The sequence below is a fragment of the uncultured Fluviicola sp. genome (genome assembly GCF_902168135.1).
GTDB lineage: Bacteria > Bacteroidota > Bacteroidia > Flavobacteriales_D > Crocinitomicaceae > Fluviicola.
This window is the reverse complement of the sequence record NZ_CABHOL010000015.1, coordinates 89,543-106,797: the sequence shown is the minus strand read 5'-3', so window position 1 is coordinate 106,797 and position 17,255 is coordinate 89,543. Positions and strand designations below refer to the sequence as shown.

Below are 17,255 nucleotides of genomic sequence, written 5' to 3'. Positions count from 1 at the left end.
CGTTTCTTTTTAACTTTGCAGGGATGAATTTTTTGATAGAAAATTACAACGTTTGGAAAGCACTGCACATCATTTTTGTAGTGAGCTGGTTTGCCGGACTGTTCTACATGGTGCGATTGTTTATCTACCATACGGAAGCAAACACGCGTCCGGAAGACGAAAAGCGCGTGCTGCAGGAACAATTCAACGTCATGCAGAACCGCTTGTGGTATATCATCACAACCCCGGCGATGATCCTGACAGTCGTTTTTGGAACACTCATGCTTACTGCAAATCCGGCACTTTTGAAAATGCCGTGGATGCATTTCAAATTGACGTTCGTTGCCATTTTATTGGTTTATCATTTCATCTGCCAGGGAATTATGAATCGTTTGAAGCATGGTTCTTCCAAATGGACTTCCGGGCACTTGCGGATTTGGAATGAGGTCGCTACTCTTCTTTTGGTAGCTATTGTTTTCCTGGTGATCCTAAAAACCAGTTTGGGATGGCTTGGCGGAGTAATCGGGTTCTTCGGAGTTGGGATTGCATTAATGATGGGAATAAAGCTTTATAAACGGCTGCGGAAGAACTGATTCGTTTTAGAAACCGATTAAGATTTAAATCTAAAAAAGAATAACTTTACAAAAAGACTTGAAAATGACTTACGAAAATATCTTAGTGTCGCAAAACGGGCACATTCAAACCATTACTATCAATCGTCCGAACCAATTAAATGCTTTAAATAAGCAAACCATTTCCGAGTTAAATTACGCATTAAGTGTTGCGAACGAAGATGCAGGAACAGGAGTTGTTATTTTGACCGGATCCGGTGAAAAGGCATTTGTTGCCGGTGCCGATATCAAAGAGTTTGCCCATTTTTCGATTGAAAAAGGCCGTGAATTGGCTGCTGAGGGACAACAATTGTTGTTTTCCTTTATTGAGAATATGACTACTCCGGTTATCGCTGCAGTAAACGGATTCGCGCTTGGCGGAGGGTTAGAGCTGGCAATGGCATCACATATCCGGATCGCATCTGCAACTGCAAAAATGGGACTTCCGGAAGTATCGTTGGGAGTCATTCCGGGATACGGAGGAACACAGCGTTTGGCTCAGCTGGTTGGTCGTGGAAAAGCAAATGAAATGATCTTTACTGCGGGAATGATCACAGCAGATGAAGCAAAATCCTGGGGATTGGTGAATCACGTGTGTGCTCCCGAAGAATTGATGGAACTGGCAAATGAACTGGCGGGGAAAATCCTGAAGAATTCCGGAACGGCTATTGCATCGGCGATTCGTGCGGTAAATGCATTGTATGCTGAAGGCGGACAAAAAGGATTTGATAAAGAAGTGGAAGAATTCGGTTTGTGCTTCGGAACTGCTGATTTCAAGGAAGGTACAACCGCATTTATTGAGAAAAGAAAACCAAACTTCAGAGGATAATTGAATCCGCTTAAAAAACTATTAGGGCAGACAGCTGTTTACGGGTTATCAAGTATTCTTGGTAGAACGCTGAATTACCTATTGGTTCCGCTGTATACCAAGGTTTTTGAGACGCATCCTGAAGAATATGGAATCGTATCACAACTCTATGCCTTTGTAGCCTTTTTAATGATTTTACTGACCTTCGGGATGGAAACCACCTATTTCCGATTCATCCAGGATAGTGATGATCGGAAGAAGGTTTTTCAAAATAGTTTCCTCACGGTGGTCCTGTTAAACTGCATCTTCTTCCTGGGACTTCTTTTCCTGAACAACAATATCGCAGAGGCCTTATTGTTTACGGAACACCCGGAATACATCATTCTGATGGGGGCTATTGTGGTAATTGACGCAACATCCAGTTTGCCGCTTGCAAAACTCAGAGCCGAAGAAAAAGCCAAAGAATTTGCCATTATTCAATTCACATCCATCGGGGTAAATATTCTCCTGAACCTGGTATTGCTCTATTTTTTCGTCGATTGGAAAGAACCGACAGAAGGAGTGTTTTACATTTTGATCGCAAATTTGGTTTCGAGTCTCGTTAAACCGATCATGTTGAGAAGAGATTTCCTGGGAATTCAATTCAAGCTGAACCTCTCTTTATTGAAAAAAATGCTGGTGTATGCCATTCCGATTGTCATTGCAGGCTTTGCCGGAATTATCAACGAAGTAATCGACCGGATCATGCTGAAGCAAATGCTTTATGATCCTGCGAATGGGTTTACAGCAAAAATGGCGGATGCACAAATCGGGATTTACAGTGCCTGTTACAAACTGGCCATGTTGGTGACGATTTTACTGCAGGCTTACAGGTACGCAGCCGAACCGTTTTTCTTCAACCAAATGAAAAACCAGGACCGCAATAAGCTGTACGTCAAATTGATGAATTACTTTGTTGCAGTTGTCTGTTTGGTGTTTTTGGTTGTTTCCTTAAACCTGGATATTTTCAAATTCTTTATTTCGAACGAGACTTTCTGGGCGGGATTGCATATCGTTCCGGTGCTCTTATTGGCAAATGTGTTTTTGGGAGTTTACTTCAATCAAAGCATCTGGTACAAACTCACCAATCAAACCAAGTTTGGTGCTTACATTTCCATTATGGGTGCTATTCTGACGATCGGAATTAATTACCTGTTTATTCCTAAATACGGATTTGTAGCAAGCGCTTGGGCAACCCTGATCGTCTACGCCTTTCAAATGACCGTTTCTTATTTATGGGGACAAAAACACTTCCCGATCAAGTACAACCTGCGTAAATTCTTCCTGTACCTGGGATTAAGTATTCTGATCTATTTTGTAACCACCAAAATTCCTTATGGAGATCATTCCCTGATCAAATTCGCACTGAATAACTTACTGATCGTCTTCTTCATTTACATTGTCATGTCGGTTGAAGGGATCAAGCTTTCTTCGCTGCGCAGGAAATAAAAAATCCCATCCACCGAAGCGAATGGGATTGTATCGAAGTAAAATCAGTTACTTAATTACTTTCACCGTTTTCAAAGAATTCTCTCCCGAAAGAACCAATAAGTAAGTTCCCGAAGAAAGGGTCTCCAGCGCATTCATTTCAACAACTCCTGACTGAACATGGCTCATTTCCGAAAGAACCCGTCCGTTCAGATCCATCAGTTTTAGGGATCGGATTAAACCGTCTTTATTATCTACAGCAATAGAGGAAGTAAACGGGTTCGGATAAACCGACACATTTTCGAGAGGATTCTCAGTGACACCAAGTGTTGAGTAATGTACACTTGTTCCGTCAAAGTAAATGACCCCATTGATTTTCATGAAATCATTCCCGGATTTGTTAGGACAATAAACGGAGATCGTCAATGCATAATATCCCGGATTCCCGATCAAAGCAAGCGTATCGCTGATGTAAACCGTATCATTAGGGGAATAAACAGCCCAGGTAACAAACAAGCTTTGGTTGCTCGAATTGTAAACCGCCTGGTACAAAGAAGCAGAGTCAATATCTGTATAATCAATGATGCAGTTGGCAGCTAGGTCAGTATAAAGTGTATCGTTAATTGCGCCATTTGGATAAGGATTATTGTTGTAAGTAGAAGAAGAATCCGTTATCACGAAGCTAACCAAGGTGCTGTCGTAATAAAGAGTGCTCCAAACAAGTACGGAATAAACTCCAGGGCATAAATTCGTAATTGAATTGGTTGTTTGCCCATTACTCCACTCAACAAAATAAACTCCGGAACTACCTGTTGGAGATACAGAAGCAGACCCACTACAGTTGTTTGTCAAATCGTCGCTGGTAGTCAGGTTAATTACAAGAGGAGGCATTGTTGTAGTTGTGTCTACAATTGTCCCAGTTGCTGTGATTGCACAACCGGCAGCATCTGTGCAGGTTACGGTATAATTTCCTGAACATAGATTTGTAATAGATTGGGTCGTTGTTCCATTGTTCCAGGTATAAGTGTAGGGTGCGGTTCCGTTGAATGGATTGAACATAGCGGATCCGTCGCAAATGGCTGGTCCTGATGAAGGAGTAGTACTAATGGACCCTGTAAAACCGTTACAAATATCCCCGATTACAAAAGGCTCGGAATAAATGGAGATACCCATAGAATCCAGGACCAGTGAGTAATTTCCCGGGCATAAATTAAGAAGCATAGAATCTGCCCCGGCAACCTGAATGGAATCTTGTTCCCAATGCCAACTCCAAAACGGAGGATTGTATGCACTGTAGCTATTAAAAAATGCGGAGCCATCACACGCTGATGATGAACTGGAATTCGTAGAAGTGACCATTTGTGCATTGCCAAAATTTGAATAAGTTCCGGCAATCAAGACAAAAGCAAGTAAAAAAAGGTGTTTCATATAGATTGAATTTTGAGTAAAACTAGTGATTATTCTCCAAATAAAATCCCGTCTATCAACTGACAAACGGGATTCAATATGAAAGTCATAAAGATTCTTACTTAATTACTTTATAGGCTTTAGAAAAGTTTTCTCCCGAAAGAATCAATAAATAAGTTCCCGAAGAAACAGACTCCAGTTGTTCCATTTTCACCATTCCGGAATTCACAGACTTCATTTCCGAAAGAACCCGTCCGTTCAAATCAACCAGTTTTAGGGATCGGATTAAACCGTCTTTATTATCTACAGCAATCGAGGAAGTAAACGGATTCGGATAAACAGATATGTTGTCGAGAGCATGCTCAGCAACACCCAGTGTTGAATAATGTACAGTTGTTCCGTCAAAATAGATCACACCTTGAATGGTCAAAAAGTCGTTACCCGATTTGTTCGGGCAGTAAACAGAGATCGTTAGTGCATAATATCCCGGAGCTCCTGCTAATCCAAGTGTATCGCTGAGATAAACAGTATCTGTTGGTGAATAAACCGCCCAGGTAACATATAAGTTCTGATTGATGGAATCGTAAACTGCCTGGTAAAGGGAAGCGGAATCAATATCCGTATAATCGATGACACAGTTGGTCACTAAATCCGTATACAAGGTATCGTTGATGGCTCCGTTCGGATATGGATTGTTTCCGTAAACGGTGGAAGTATCGTTGATTACAAAAGAAAGATACATCGTATCGATATTCGTGGCATCCCAAACCACAACAGAGTAAATTCCCGCACACAAATTGTCAATGCTGCCGGTTGTTTCACCTGTACTCCAATAATAGGAATAAGGCGCAAATCCACCGGTAGGAAGAATTGTTGCAGAGCCGCTGCAATTACCCGAAAGATCGTCGGTTAAAGATAATCCTGCATTGAACGGACTTCCCGGAAGGGAATCTGCAATAGTAATGCTTTCAGAAACCGAGCATCCGTTTGTAGCTGCACAAGTAATGGTGTAGGTTCCTGCACATAAGTTATAAATAGTCAGACTATTAGATCCATTCGACCAGCTATAGCCGGAAAAACTGAAATTTGGTGTGACACTAATAATTCCGATGCAATTCCCCGGGATGGATTGAGTAGTAGAAACAGTGAAGGAAAGACCCGCACAAGGATTCGTAACGTTAAAATTGGATGTGATACTATCACCGTTTGTATCCCAAATGGTTACGGAATAAGCTCCGACACAAAGATTCGGGATATAACTCGTTGTTGCTCCGTTGCTCCACAAATAAGAATATGGTCCCACTCCGCCGGTTGGTGAAACAGAAGCAACTCCATTGCAGGAACCACTGGAATCACCTACTACAACCAATCCCGGGTTTAATGGAGGAATAGAATCCATAACTACAGCACTTCCGGAAATGGAACACCCGTTTGCATCTACACAGGTAACAGTATAAGTTCCTGAACAGAGTCCATATTGATAGGACGTTGCACTGCCATTGGACCAGCTAAATGAATATGGAGACATTCCACCGGATGGCGAAGCACTTGCATAGCCCACACAGTTTCCGGGAGTGGTTTGAGTGTTATACATACTGAGTGAAAAATTGGAGCAGGGATCGGTTACAGTAACAAAAACGGTAAGGATGGTACCGGCAGAATCAAGCACCAGGGAATAAAGGCCGGGGCATAAGTTTGAAACCACGGAATCCCCGGTAGCAATGATTGTAGTGGAATCCTCATACCAGGTCCAGGTCCAATCGGGTTGGTCGTAATTGGCATTGTCGTAAAAGTGTACTGAACCATCACAACCGGAAGGAGTGGTTGCAGGAAGAGAATAAACAATTTGTGCTGAGCTTAGGTGTGAACTTGTCAGTGCAATCAGCACAAGAACAAGCGAATAAAGGTGTTTCATAGAGTTAAATTTGAATCAAAATTAACGGATCGCATCTAAACCTGCAACTCTTTTTCATTTATTACGTATATAAACTGTGATTTTCATAACTTTGTGACATGTTGACAGTTGAACAGCTTATCGGTGATTTATTATTGCAGCACAATTGTGTGATCGTTCCTTCTTTCGGAGGGTTCGTTGCACAGCGTACTTCTGCAAAAATTGATTCGACGAAGGGAGTCATTATTCCTCCGAGAAAATCTGTACTGTTCAATAAGCAGCTCATCAATAATGACGGATTGTTGATCGCAGCACTTTCCCAGGCGAATTCCATTCCGTATTCTGAGGCGGCTGAAGAAGTTCAGGCGCACATCAATGAATGGGAAGCAAGGCTTCAAATGGGCGGGAGAATCACCATCGACCGTGTCGGGAACCTGTTTTACGACCAGGAACGAAACCTGTGTTTTGAACAGGATCGTTTCTATAATTTGCTGCTGGAATCCTTCGGATTGAGTTCTGTTCACTTCGTGTCTGTTGCAGATGCTCAGGCACAGGAGTCACACCAGGCAATTTTGCATGTGGTGAAGGCCGTTGAGATCGAGCAAAAACAAACCGTACCGGCTTCAGAGCCTTCTTTCATTTTAAATGAAGAACCAATCGTTCCGGTTTTGGAAGTGGTTCACGAGGAGCAAATCCAGCAAACGGTTTTTCCAATTAAGAAGAAATCCAACACCTGGAGATACGTGGCTGCGGCTTGTCTGCTTCCGGTTGCTTTTTATTCGTTCTGGATTCCTGTAAAGACAGATGTACTGGAATCCGGAGTGGTTTCACTTTCTGATTTTAATCCTTTCCATACAGCGAAAAAAGGGACATACATCCTTCCGGAAACAAACTATAGTTTCCCAAAAAGAGCAGGTAAGCACCAATTACAGCAGTTACCGAAGAACGTAGAAACGTTTTCTTACGAAATGGATGAGGATACCTACATTCCGGTTTCTTTAAAGAAAAAGAAACATGCTGAAGAAACAAATCCTCAAACAGAAATACATTCCGAAGTTGTTGCTGATCGCATGTCGCCTAAAGCTTCAGCGATGGCACAAACCCCTAAAAAAGTGGTAGAACAACCCAAGACTAATCCGGCTCCGGTATTGCCGAAAGGGGGACAAATCATTGTCGGAAGCTATTCTGACAGAAAGAACGCGGAAGATTTGATCAAATTATTGCAATCTAACGGAATGACCGGACAAATCATGGAAACGAATGGAAAAATCCGTGTTACTGCCGGAAATGCTTCTCAATATGCTCAGTTGGAACCAAAATTGAAAGCTTTGGGAATTGCTCCCTGGATTTTGAAATGATACAAGTCATATTTTAATCTCGATTTTAGTCGTACATTGGTGTAGTAACTAGTTCATTACACGAATGAAAATATTTGTTCCAATTTTACTTCTGATTATTGTTGGAGGATGCAGCTCAAAAAGCGAGTCAATCCATCCGAAAGTCCAGAACATCTCTTCTTCGGTTTATGCTTCCGGAACTATTAAAAGTAAAAGCCAATACCAGGCAGTTCCCTTAGTTTCCGGGATCATACAGGACGTTTTTGTAGATGATGGTGATTATGTGAAAAAAGGACAGCTCCTGATTAAAATTGATAATAGGTCACAGCTGATCAATGAAGAAAATGCAGCACTTTCCGCCTCCTATTATGATTTGGGGTCCAATCAGGATAAGTTGGAAGATGCACGGAATGCGATCCGGCTGGCAAGGGAAAAACTGAAAACGGATTCCCTCATGTATGTCCGTCAATTGAATTTATTTAATCAAAATGTGATCTCAAAGGTGGAATTGGAACAGCGCGAGCTGGCATACCAAAGTTCTCAAAATGCACTTTCCAATTCAATTATCCGCTATAACGATTTGAAGCGTCAAATCAACTTCAGCGCAAAACAAGCAAAGAACAACCTGGCCCTGTCGTCTAAATCTGTTTCTGATTTTGAAATTCGAAGTGATATAAACGGAAGAGTATATAGCGTATTGATTGAGAAAGGGGATTTGGTAGGTCCACAAATACCATTAGCTGTTATAGGATCCGCAGATAGTTTTATTCTTGAAATGCAGGTAGATGAATATGATATCGCAAAAGTAGATTTAAACATGCGTGTTTTGGTTACAATGGATAGTTACAAGGGACAAGTTTTTGAAGCCAGGGTAAATAAGATCAACCCTTTGATGAATGAACGCTCCAAAACTTTTAAGGTTGAGGCAGTCTTTACGAAAGCACCGAAAAAGATTTTTCCGAACACCTCTTTTGAAGCCAATATTGTACTGGAATCAAAAAAAGAAGTGCTAACTATCCCAAGAACCTATTTATTGAAAGGAGATTCGGTGCTTTTGGCCAATGGTAAAAAAGTAAAAGTAAAGATTGGGCTTCGTGATTTCGAATTCGTGGAGATTCTTGCAGGATTGAGACCCGAAGATGAAATAATGCTGGAAACAGAATGAGATTAAAGTTGATCATAAGCATATCGAAAGCATTATTGCTCGCGCGCTGGAAACAAACCCTGATAGCTGCAATTGGTGTTACTTTCAGTATAACCATGTTTATTACCCTGTTGAGTTTCATGACGGGTTTGAATATAATGCTGGATGGCCTGATCCTTAATCGAACACCACATGTTCATATTTACAAAGAAATTCTCCCGTCTGAGAAACAACCGATTGATTACACTTCTGAAGGACATCATTTCATTAGTTCCGTCAAACCGAAAAATGATCTGCTGGATCTGCGAAACAGTTCGGTTATCATGAAATCGCTTAGAAATGATCCAAGGGTTTTGGGAGTTTGTCCCAAGGTAAATGTGCAGGTATTTTACAACATCGGAGCGGTAGATTTGAATGGTGTACTGAACGGAATAGATGTGGTAGAGGAGAATCGTTTATTTTCATTTTCCGATTATGTGGTAGAAGGCGATTACCAGGAATTAAAAAACATTCCGAACAGCATTATTCTCGGGAAAGGAGCTGCTGAAAAAATGCTGGCAAATCTGGGGGACAACATCCAGATAACTACTTCAAGAGGAGAACGTGTTCAGCTGAAGGTTGTCGGGTATTTTCAGTCCGGGCTTCAGGATATTGATAAGGTACAAAGTTATGTGTCACTGACGACGGCTCAAAAATTGCTGGGAGAAAGCAACAGTTATATTACCGATATCCAGGTAAAACTTTTCGATATGAATCAGGCTCCGGATGTTGCGAAGGAATACCGGCAGATCTATGAAGTTGAAGCTGTTGATATACAAACAGCAAATGCGCAATTTGAGACGGGAACAGCCATCCGCACTTTAATTTCTTATGCTGTTGGAATTACATTGTTGATCGTGGCAGGTTTTGGGATTTATAATATCCTGAATATGATGATCTACGAGAAAATGGATACAATAGCAATCTTAAAAGCAACCGGATTTTCAGGAAAGGATGTAAAACGTGTCTTTATTACTATTGCGCTTACCATCGGAATTTTCGGTGGGTTATTCGGTCTTTTATTCGGGTTTTTAATTTCTTCGGGAATTGACCAGATCCCGTTCAAAACGGAAGCACTTCCAACGATTAAAACCTATCCGATCAATTATGATCCGAGGTATTATCTGATAGGGGGAATTTTTTCAATTGTTACCACTTATTTTGCAGGATACTTCCCTTCACGGAAAGCAAGCAAGGTGGATCCGGTTGTTATAATTAGAGGAAAATAAGATGAGTACACCAGTTCTACAGGCCAGGGAGATTTCAAAATATTTTCATGACCCTTACGATATCCAGGTATTGAAGAATATCAGTTTTGAAATACAAAAAGGTGAATTTGCATCCGTTATTGGTAAATCAGGTTGCGGGAAATCAACCTTACTATATATTCTCTCCACTATGGATACAGACTACCAGGGAGATTTGTTCATAGATGCACAACTCATGCGTGGAAAAAAGGAAGCAGAATTGGCACGCGTAAGAAATGAGAAAATCGGGTTTGTATTTCAATTTCACTATTTGCTAAACGAATTTTCAGTGCTTAAAAACGTCATGCTTCCCGGCTTAAAGCTGAATAAACTAAGTGCCGGTGAAGTAGAACAACATGCTTATGAGAAATTGAAAATCCTCGGAATCCAGGATGAGGCATTTAAAAAACCAAACCAACTTTCGGGTGGACAAAAACAGCGGGTTGCTATTGCAAGAGCACTGATTAATAACCCTTTAATTTTAATGGGGGATGAACCAACCGGTAACCTGGACAAAAAAAACACCGAAATTGTATTCGAAATATTCAAAGAACTGGCCGAAGAATTTGGTCAGTCCTTATTGATTGTTACGCATGATAACGAATTTGCCCAAAGAACGCATCGTATCATCGAAATGGAAGACGGTGCAATTATACGCATGTAAAGGTGGCAGAACCGATAAGTTCAATACCACCTTCAAGATGAAACTATGCTGTTTGTATCCGTTTGTGCCAAAAGATGTGTGACACCGCCAAAACTCCCAGGAAAATCAAAGGTGAAATGATATTCGATGCCGGATCTCCGATTGAAGCGTGAAGAATGCTTGCTGAAATGAGTGTAATACCAAAACCGGCATACGCCCATTCCTTGATAGATCCTTTGAAAAATGGAATCAGGAGAACCAATGCTCCGATAATTTTAGCGATTCCCAATTCAATGCGAAAAGCATCCTGGAAGCCCATTTTGACAAAACCTGCCTGAACTTCGGGTGAAGTAAAATACATAGAAGCTGAGAAAAGCATCATGAGTGAAAATAAGCCTGTTGTTGTCCAATAGATAATGTTGTTCTTTTTCATGTGTCATATTTTTGATATCCGGCATTTATCGCCGGGAATGATTTATTGGACGCAAAGCTATTTGATACCTGATTTATTTTTTGCCTATATTTCCTTTTGGAAACTAGTTTCCACGAAGAAACTTATTGTAAAATCGATCCTTTAACACCGTATTTTTGTATTATGGTAATGAAAAAGAAAATGATACACGAGCCGGCCGCCTGCGCAGGAAGAATGCTGGCTATTCGGGACACGCTGGAATTGCTTTCCGGGAAGTGGAAGATTCAGATCATTGGAACACTGATATTCGAGAATTCTATGAAGTTTATGGAATTGAAACGAAACATTCCGGGAATAGGTGCCAAGATGCTTTCCAAGGAATTGCAGGAACTGGAAATCAATCAATTGATCACGCGGACGGTTTGTGACACGAAACCAATTACGGTAGAATACAAGATTACGCCTTACGGGTTAACATTGGAACCAATTATCGCCGAATTGGCAAGATGGGGCTCCAATCACCGAAAACACCTGTTCAGCAACAGCTGAAATTAGTACATATGAATGTTTTTGAAAACAACACGGCATTCACAAGTACCACCGTTTTTCTTGTTGCGCTCTACTTCGTTGAATACGTAGTTCGTATCACTGTTTAAGTCCAGGCCAACTACCAATAAAGTGTCTGCGGCTCTTCCACTGATGGAATCTGCATACATTCTGCATGGTTTGAAGATATCCATGTTCTTATGACCGTTTCGCTCAAGAATAATGACTTCACTTTTTTTGGCAACCAGGAAGCTGTCTACCGTAAAAAATACCACGGAAGCAGAATCCGTGCGTTCATAGACTCTTACCCAGACATCATAATCAGAATCATTTTGAATAACCTGGTTGTATTTTACGCTTGGGTCCTTGCATGCAGCAAGAATTAAAAGAAGTGCGATAAGGGGCAGAATGCTTTTCATGCTTCAAAGGTATGAAAACCAAACGGTAGAATCCAAAAAAAAGAAAATGTTCAAATGTTCAAATGTTCAAATGTTCAAATGTTCAAATGTTCAAATGTTCAAATGTTCAAATGTTCAAATGTTCAAATAGCATCGTTTAAACAATTAAACCCTTTTGAACATTCTTAGAATCGGATTGTCACACCCACCATTGCCTGGAAACCCTGAACCGGGTAATTGTACCATCTTTTATAACGCTGTGCGGCCACGTTGTTCAGATTGACGAATCCGGAAATGCGTTTGTTGTATCGGTATTCCAACCCGATATTCGCATCAGCAAGGAACCCAAGTTTCAAACCGTATTGGTTGTTTTCTTCCAATACATCTTTTCCCGGAGCAAATACCTGTGCTCTTCTTCCGCCTTCCAGGTTCGCGTCAACAGTTAAAATGAACTTATCATACAAGTTGTAAGTTCCTCTCAGCACGATTTGGAATTGAGGCAGGTTCCATGCAAAAATATTGTTTCGTGCATTGTAGGAATAATACCTTCCGATGACATCAATCTTTACTTTTTCCTTTAACTGGTAGTAAATCGATCCTTCCAGTTTGGTGATGTTCATCGTATCGTAGATTACCTGGAAGCGGTTTCCACCTGAGTATAAAGTATCGGTTACGAAAAGTGCTTTTCCTTTCACATGTGAGAAACTTGCAAAGACATTGAATCCGATGCGCTTGGACAAAGTTCCTTTGATACCGACAAAACCGTCTGCGGCTTTGTGCTCATTCTGCAGGGAAACATTTGAAAGTGCGAATTCGTTTTCATCGGTAATTCGTTTGAATGACTGTTGGGTCAAACCTCCGGTAACACCTGCGTAAGGGATCAGGATATCATTGAACAGGGAATATTTCACTTCAGCGATCGGGTAAAGATATACTTTGTCTTTCGCCCCGAAACTTGCGGTCAGATCCACACCGATTTTAGCCTTTAATTTCCGATTTTTGGAATAGGTACTGATACTCGGTTTCAAACTGATAATGGTGTTTTTGCTTTCAAGACCTGTGTTTAAAAAGCCGGGCATGGTATCGTTCATAACCCCGTATTTGTAGGAGTTGTGAAGAATGTCCAGATCGGCAGCAAAAATTTCTGTTCCCCATTTATACTCGGCTCCCGTGCGGATTGCAAAGAAGTTCTCGCGGGCATTCCAATCGTTCAAAGAATCTGCTTTCGGTTTTTTATCGTTGAAATGACGGTATTCCATTCCGAGCTTCCAGTTCAGTCCCAAACTATCCTTTGCGTGTGAATGAAAGCCTCCTCTTAAACCAAAGGTGTTGAAACGCTGTGCAATACTGTCTTTATCTGCATCTTCATTCGGGAAACCGTAGAAATGAAGTCCCTGGTTGCGGTAGTAAGATTCTGCATCCCAGCTGTATTTCTTTTCGTTCACACCCACGAATCCGCGAACATTTGTGCGGTCAAAATTTGCCGGCGCTACATTGCGCATTTTACCGAAAGAACTCAAATGCTGAATGCTTCCGCCATAGTTTAATTTGCGGCTTCGTCCGTTGTTGTAATAAACTTCTGCAAGTGGCATCAGTAAAGATCCGATCCCGATCCGTGCATAGCCGTTATACAATTGCGGCAGCTTTTGCTGCAGGTTTACTTTTGCCGGTTCAATCTTCGGAATTTCAAAAGTAGGTTCGTAATTGATGGAAAGTAACGGAAAAGAAGTCGTTGGAACCGGGAAAACCGTATCCAATACTTTTGGCTGTGAATTCAGACGGCTTGCATTTTCAACCGTTCTGCTTCCGGTAGTATTAATAATTACTTCATTGCCCTGCCCGAAAACAGTCGAAACAGATCCGATGAACAGGGCACTTAAAACCAATAATCTATTTGTATTTCCTTTCATTATTTCCCTGTTTTTTCATCCAATTCAATCACTGTAGGCTCGCTCGGATTGGTTAAAGTTTTCGGTTGTGTTTTCAATTGCATGATCTCATTGTACAATTCACCTGCTTCCTGCTGGATACCGTCGTCTTTTACCGGGTAATGATCGATAACGGACTTAATGGTATTCTCTGCCTGGAACAGGTCTTTTTTCTGAAGCAATACTTTTGTCTGAAGGATCAGTCCTTTTGCAATCCAGTAATCATAACCCGGTTTCATTTTGAGCAATTCCCGGATGATGGTTTCCGTTTTGGTATAATCGGCCTGCTCAAATGCATTTTGGGCCAAAGTATATTTGGATTCTGCTGCCCAGGCTGTTGTTGCATTTTTAATCACATAATCCAATGAAAGCTGTGCTTCTGCGTAGCGTTTTTCTTTGGAAAGTGAAATTCCTTTGATGTATTCGGCTTCCAGTTTCAACTGAGTGGTTTGCTGAACACCCAATACTTTTTGAGCGTATTCAACCGCATTGGCATAATTCTCCAATAGGAAATGACAGCGCATCAACCCGATCCGGGCATTGTTCAGGAATTCCGGATTGGAACTCGTTTCTTCGGTTCGTTTATAGTATGGAAGTGCGTCCTCTTTCTGGTTACCGTTGAACAGGAACTTGGCGGTTCGCACCGAAGCTAACTCCGTGTAATCGTCATTCGGGCCGGCAAGGGTAATCTGATAAATCGCAACGGCTTCTGCTTCCCGTTTCAAACGGTATAAAGCATCTGCTTTCTGGTTCATGGCATCGCGGTAGAATTTACCGTTCGGATACTTATTCAAATACTTATCGAATTCCTTAATCGAAGCTTCCCATTCGGATTTGTCATACTGATCGAAGCCAAGGCGGTAGTACTCGTCTTCCACTTGTGTGGCAATGGAATCGGCACAGCTGTATTTTCCGGCAAGCAATTCAATTTTGTTCAGCAAACGCTGGGCGCGGTAAACAGAAACCAGGGAACTTACTTCGCGTTCACAGATGGTATCGTTGATAGTAAATTCATTCAGGACTTTTGTATAATAAGTTTCTGCCTGGTTGAAATTAGCGCGTTTGAAGGCAATGTCGCCCAAATAATGGTAAGCATCTTTCACCGAAGTACTGGATGGATAATCGTCAATAAACTGTTTGTAATAACGCTCAGACTTGTCCATATTGTCGATTTCAAAATAAGCGCGCGCAACTTCCAGAATGGCCCGTTGCAAATACCTCGATTTCGGGTAATTATTGATCAGGTCGGTTAAGCTTTGGATGCGGTCATTCGGCTTATTCATGAAGTTATACACACGCGACATGTAGTACAAAGCCTGGTCGTCATAACCTGCCTTCAAATTGTAAGCGGCTTTGTAATTATCAATAGCGGCCTGGTTCGTGGCCATATCTGCATTCAGGACCCGGTAATATTCGTCCGCCAAACGCATATAGGCATCTGCTTTTTTAGGAATATCTGTCAGGTTTGGCTGTTTCAGGTAATCTCTGAAAGTTGCCTGGACTTCCTGGTAATCTTTCAAAGCCAGATAGGCATAACCCTTGTTGTAGATCGCATCGTTTCGCAGACCACTCATCTGTGAACCCGACATTCCCATGAACTTGGAGTATTTCTTGATTGCTTCCGAATACCTTTTCAGGTAGAATTCAGCATCAGCACTCCAATACATGGCCTTTGCGCTTACTTCGGGACTAATGGGGTATTTGTCTACCAGTTCGAAGGCTTTAATTGCATTGGTGTATTCAGATTTCTGGAACAATTCCACACCTCTGTTAAATGCGATTAGCTGGTAAGCAGATTTCAGTTTAATATCCTTGTTGGTAAGCTGATCTAAAGATTCCAGCGCTTTTTGATAATTCTTGGTAGAAGTATACACGTTCACCAAATACTGGTAAATAACCGGTTTGCGTTTGGAATCCGGGTATTTTTCCAGGTACAGTTTGAATGCTTCAACAGCTTCATCATAGGCATTCATATCCAGCTTATAAGAAAGCAGGGCGTAATTGTATAAGGCATCTTCCTGGATCATTTTGTCCATGTCCATCTGACTTGCAGCTTCAAAGGCCGTTCTGGCATAAACCAGTTCATTCAGGTTGGTGTAACATTCTCCGGCATGATAAAGTGCGATCTGTCCCAAAACATCCTTTTCACGTGCCACCCGGTCAAAGTATTTCACAGCTTTCGTGCAATTCGCCGTGCGTGAATAAGCCAAAGCAAGTGCATAATCATCATCCCGCGTCGTGTTCGATTTGGCGTTGTATAATTCCAGGTAAGGAAGCGCTTCATCGTATTTCTCCAAATGGAAATAACTATCCCCGATGATGTGACTGATCTCGACTTGCTCAGCAGGTTTGAGACTATCGACCTTGCTCGGTGCAAAATCAACCACTTCCTGGTATTTGTGCTGGATGTAATAGATTTGTGTGATGTAATAAGGAACAACGCGGTTGAAGCGGTTGTCGCTCAGTAATTTTTCGAATCCTTCCAATGCCGTTTGGTACGAACTGTCCAAATAGCAAATGTGTGAGTAGTAATACAAACTCGGAGCCCCATACTGACTGGTCGAATCTTTTACTTCAAAGAAAGCCAGTTTGGATTCCGGATAATTTTTTTCGTCAAAGTAAGCATACCCCAATTTGAAGTAATATTCTTCCTGGTTCTCTTTATCTACAGTAGATCTGTTTAGCTGTTTGAAGTATTCGATGGATTTTTTGTAATCCTTTTTTTGGTAGTAATACCGACCGATCTGGAAGAGGATATTGCTGCGGTAAATGCTTTCCGGGTATTCCCTGTTGAAGGTTTCCAGGAGATCAATAGCATCATTATTGAAGAGTTCCAATGCGGAAAGACCTTCATAATACAAGGCTTTGATGTAGTATGAATCATTTTTGGAACCCTTGTAATCTGTGATAAACAGACGAAATTCTTTGCGTGCTGCACTGTATTGTTCTTTCTCAAACAAATCTTCTGCTTTGTAGAACCCACTAAGCGGAGAATGGTACTTCTCACTTGCCTGGGACCATGCCGAAGAGCTTGCAACAAGTAGAAAAAGGATAAAAAGAAAACGCATTACAACTATTTTAAGATCCTAAAATTAAGTAGTCCCTGAGGGAGAAAGGGCGCGCGTGTTCAAAAGTTTTAAACTTATAACTGTTAAGAGATAATCTCGTTACACCTGAATTTTACGAATCGGAAACCCGAATTTTACAATGGAAAATGTTCAAATGTTCAAATGTTCAAATGGAACTTTTTAAACTCTTTTGAACCTTCGAAGTTCGAAGAACGTTTTCAAATCCTGACACCGAAGGTCGTCAGTGAAAGAAGATTTGAACCCTTTGAACTGAAGTATTGATAGAAAACTCGGATTAGTTGGCTTTCGGGAGAAATGACATAATTC

General features: G+C 41.3%; 14 protein-coding genes. 8 read left to right on the top strand and 6 right to left on the bottom strand.

Going from position 1 to position 17,255, the window contains the following annotated elements; all coding sequences use genetic code 11:
* The first annotated feature begins 23 nt into the window (after positions 1 to 23).
* The 3 genes from hemJ to QZT69_RS03530 all read left to right on the top strand — a co-directional run bounded on the left by hemJ (position 24) and on the right by QZT69_RS03530 (position 2,886).
* Entirely contained in the window at positions 24 to 572 is a 549-nt protein-coding gene (gene hemJ / locus QZT69_RS03540; RefSeq protein WP_294670571.1) for a protoporphyrinogen oxidase HemJ, read from the top strand.
* A gap of 64 nt (positions 573 to 636) precedes the next feature.
* Positions 637 to 1,419, top strand: a complete 783-nt coding sequence (locus tag QZT69_RS03535; protein ID WP_294670570.1) for an enoyl-CoA hydratase-related protein — start codon at positions 637 to 639, stop codon at positions 1,417 to 1,419.
* The gene (locus QZT69_RS03530) at positions 1,420 to 2,886 is read left to right on the top strand and encodes an oligosaccharide flippase family protein (protein WP_294670569.1); all 1,467 of its coding nucleotides are present in this window, start codon (positions 1,420 to 1,422) and stop codon (positions 2,884 to 2,886) included.
* A 48-nt stretch (positions 2,887 to 2,934) separates the two neighbouring features.
* On the opposite strand, the gene QZT69_RS03525 is transcribed toward QZT69_RS03530, so the two are convergent.
* Positions 2,935 to 4,293 carry a T9SS type A sorting domain-containing protein gene (locus tag QZT69_RS03525; protein WP_294670567.1) on the bottom strand — a complete coding sequence of 453 codons (1,359 nt, stop codon included), beginning with the start codon at positions 4,291 to 4,293 and terminating at the stop codon, positions 2,935 to 2,937.
* Positions 4,294 to 4,390: 97 nt separating this feature from the next.
* Positions 4,391 to 6,187 carry a T9SS type A sorting domain-containing protein gene (locus tag QZT69_RS03520; protein WP_294670565.1) on the bottom strand — a complete coding sequence of 599 codons (1,797 nt, stop codon included), beginning with the start codon at positions 6,185 to 6,187 and terminating at the stop codon, positions 4,391 to 4,393.
* A 98-nt stretch (positions 6,188 to 6,285) separates the two neighbouring features.
* Here QZT69_RS03520 and QZT69_RS03515 point away from each other — a divergent pair, with 98 nt between their 5' ends.
* From QZT69_RS03515 to QZT69_RS03500, 4 genes are all read left to right on the top strand, one after another.
* Complete coding sequence (locus QZT69_RS03515) at positions 6,286 to 7,524, top strand: SPOR domain-containing protein (RefSeq protein WP_294670563.1); 1,239 nt, start codon at positions 6,286 to 6,288, stop codon at positions 7,522 to 7,524.
* A 64-nt stretch (positions 7,525 to 7,588) separates the two neighbouring features.
* The gene (locus QZT69_RS03510) at positions 7,589 to 8,668 is read left to right on the top strand and encodes an efflux RND transporter periplasmic adaptor subunit (RefSeq protein ID WP_294670561.1); all 1,080 of its coding nucleotides are present in this window, start codon (positions 7,589 to 7,591) and stop codon (positions 8,666 to 8,668) included.
* The gene (locus QZT69_RS03505; protein WP_294670558.1) at positions 8,665 to 9,915 is read left to right on the top strand and encodes an FtsX-like permease family protein; all 1,251 of its coding nucleotides are present in this window, start codon (positions 8,665 to 8,667) and stop codon (positions 9,913 to 9,915) included. Before QZT69_RS03510 ends, QZT69_RS03505 begins: the two co-directional genes overlap by 4 nt.
* A 1-nt stretch (position 9,916) precedes the next feature.
* Positions 9,917 to 10,597 carry an ABC transporter ATP-binding protein gene (locus QZT69_RS03500; protein ID WP_294670556.1) on the top strand — a complete coding sequence of 227 codons (681 nt, stop codon included), beginning with the start codon at positions 9,917 to 9,919 and terminating at the stop codon, positions 10,595 to 10,597.
* A 43-nt stretch (positions 10,598 to 10,640) separates the two neighbouring features.
* On the opposite strand, the gene QZT69_RS03495 is transcribed toward QZT69_RS03500, so the two are convergent.
* The gene (locus QZT69_RS03495) at positions 10,641 to 11,009 is read right to left on the bottom strand and encodes a DoxX family protein (RefSeq protein WP_294670554.1); all 369 of its coding nucleotides are present in this window, start codon (positions 11,007 to 11,009) and stop codon (positions 10,641 to 10,643) included.
* Positions 11,010 to 11,177: 168 nt separating this feature from the next.
* Here QZT69_RS03495 and QZT69_RS03490 point away from each other — a divergent pair, with 168 nt between their 5' ends.
* The gene (locus QZT69_RS03490; protein WP_294670552.1) at positions 11,178 to 11,537 is read left to right on the top strand and encodes a helix-turn-helix domain-containing protein; all 360 of its coding nucleotides are present in this window, start codon (positions 11,178 to 11,180) and stop codon (positions 11,535 to 11,537) included.
* A 2-nt stretch (positions 11,538 to 11,539) separates the two neighbouring features.
* Here the strand turns inward: QZT69_RS03490 and QZT69_RS03485 are convergent, their stop codons facing one another.
* From QZT69_RS03485 to QZT69_RS03475, 3 genes are all read right to left on the bottom strand, one after another.
* Positions 11,540 to 11,953, bottom strand: coding sequence for a hypothetical protein (locus QZT69_RS03485; protein ID WP_294670551.1), 414 nt, complete (start codon positions 11,951 to 11,953; stop codon positions 11,540 to 11,542).
* Positions 11,954 to 12,117: 164 nt separating this feature from the next.
* Positions 12,118 to 13,842 carry a hypothetical protein gene (locus QZT69_RS03480; RefSeq protein ID WP_294670549.1) on the bottom strand — a complete coding sequence of 575 codons (1,725 nt, stop codon included), beginning with the start codon at positions 13,840 to 13,842 and terminating at the stop codon, positions 12,118 to 12,120.
* Positions 13,842 to 16,928 carry a tetratricopeptide repeat protein gene (locus QZT69_RS03475; protein WP_294670547.1) on the bottom strand — a complete coding sequence of 1,029 codons (3,087 nt, stop codon included), beginning with the start codon at positions 16,926 to 16,928 and terminating at the stop codon, positions 13,842 to 13,844. Before QZT69_RS03475 ends, QZT69_RS03480 begins: the two co-directional genes overlap by 1 nt.
* Positions 16,929 to 17,255: the final 327 nt, after the last annotated feature.